1 pseudogene is annotated in these 671 nt (G+C 24.1%); it reads left to right on the forward strand.

Annotated elements, in window-relative coordinates:
* Window positions 1–306: 306 nt before the first annotated feature.
* Window positions 307–671, forward strand: a pseudogene (locus CD111_RS12305) (hypothetical protein); the annotation flags it as partial.

The raw sequence follows: 671 nt of genomic DNA on the forward strand, positions 1-671 counted from the left end.
TATATATATTTGGTAAAAAAAGTATATAAAACCAAAATTTACAACATTAGGTTTCATTTATATATTATAATTGACTGTAATAGTGTCAAAGTTAGGGATTAACAAGATTTAATATTTCAAAAAGTGTTCTGGAATTAAAAATTAATGTTCCTTTTTTGAAGAACAAACTAAAATAGTGAATTTTTTATGGATTTTTGATTTATTAGTAAAGAACCAAACAAGAACTCAAATAATTTTGAAGATATTAATGGTTATGAATCAGTTGTATAGGCTTAAATAAATAATTTTAAGAGGAGCTAATGCTATATGGATACTATAAACCTGAAAACTTTGGCAAATACTTGTCATGATGAGTCTTCTTTAGAGTTAATTAAAAAGAAATACAATTTAGAGGAAATTAAAGAGGTTGAAAAAGATGGCATTGTGAAGCTTGTTCAAGAGCTTCATTTATACGATAATAGTGTATCTTATTTTGATGGTTTCTATTTAAATTACAGGATTAAACAAATTAATCCTGAATTTGATCTCTTAAAATATACAAAAGAAGGTATTTTAAATATTGAACTTAAGAGTAAGGCTGATGAAACTAAGGTTTTAAATCAACAAAATAAAAGTTATTTCTATTTAAAGGCTGTCTCAAGTGAATTGGATATTATAACCTATATCAGTAA

The sequence above is a fragment of the Mammaliicoccus stepanovicii genome, assembly GCF_002902525.1.
Taxonomy (GTDB): Bacteria; Bacillota; Bacilli; order Staphylococcales; family Staphylococcaceae; genus Mammaliicoccus; species Mammaliicoccus stepanovicii.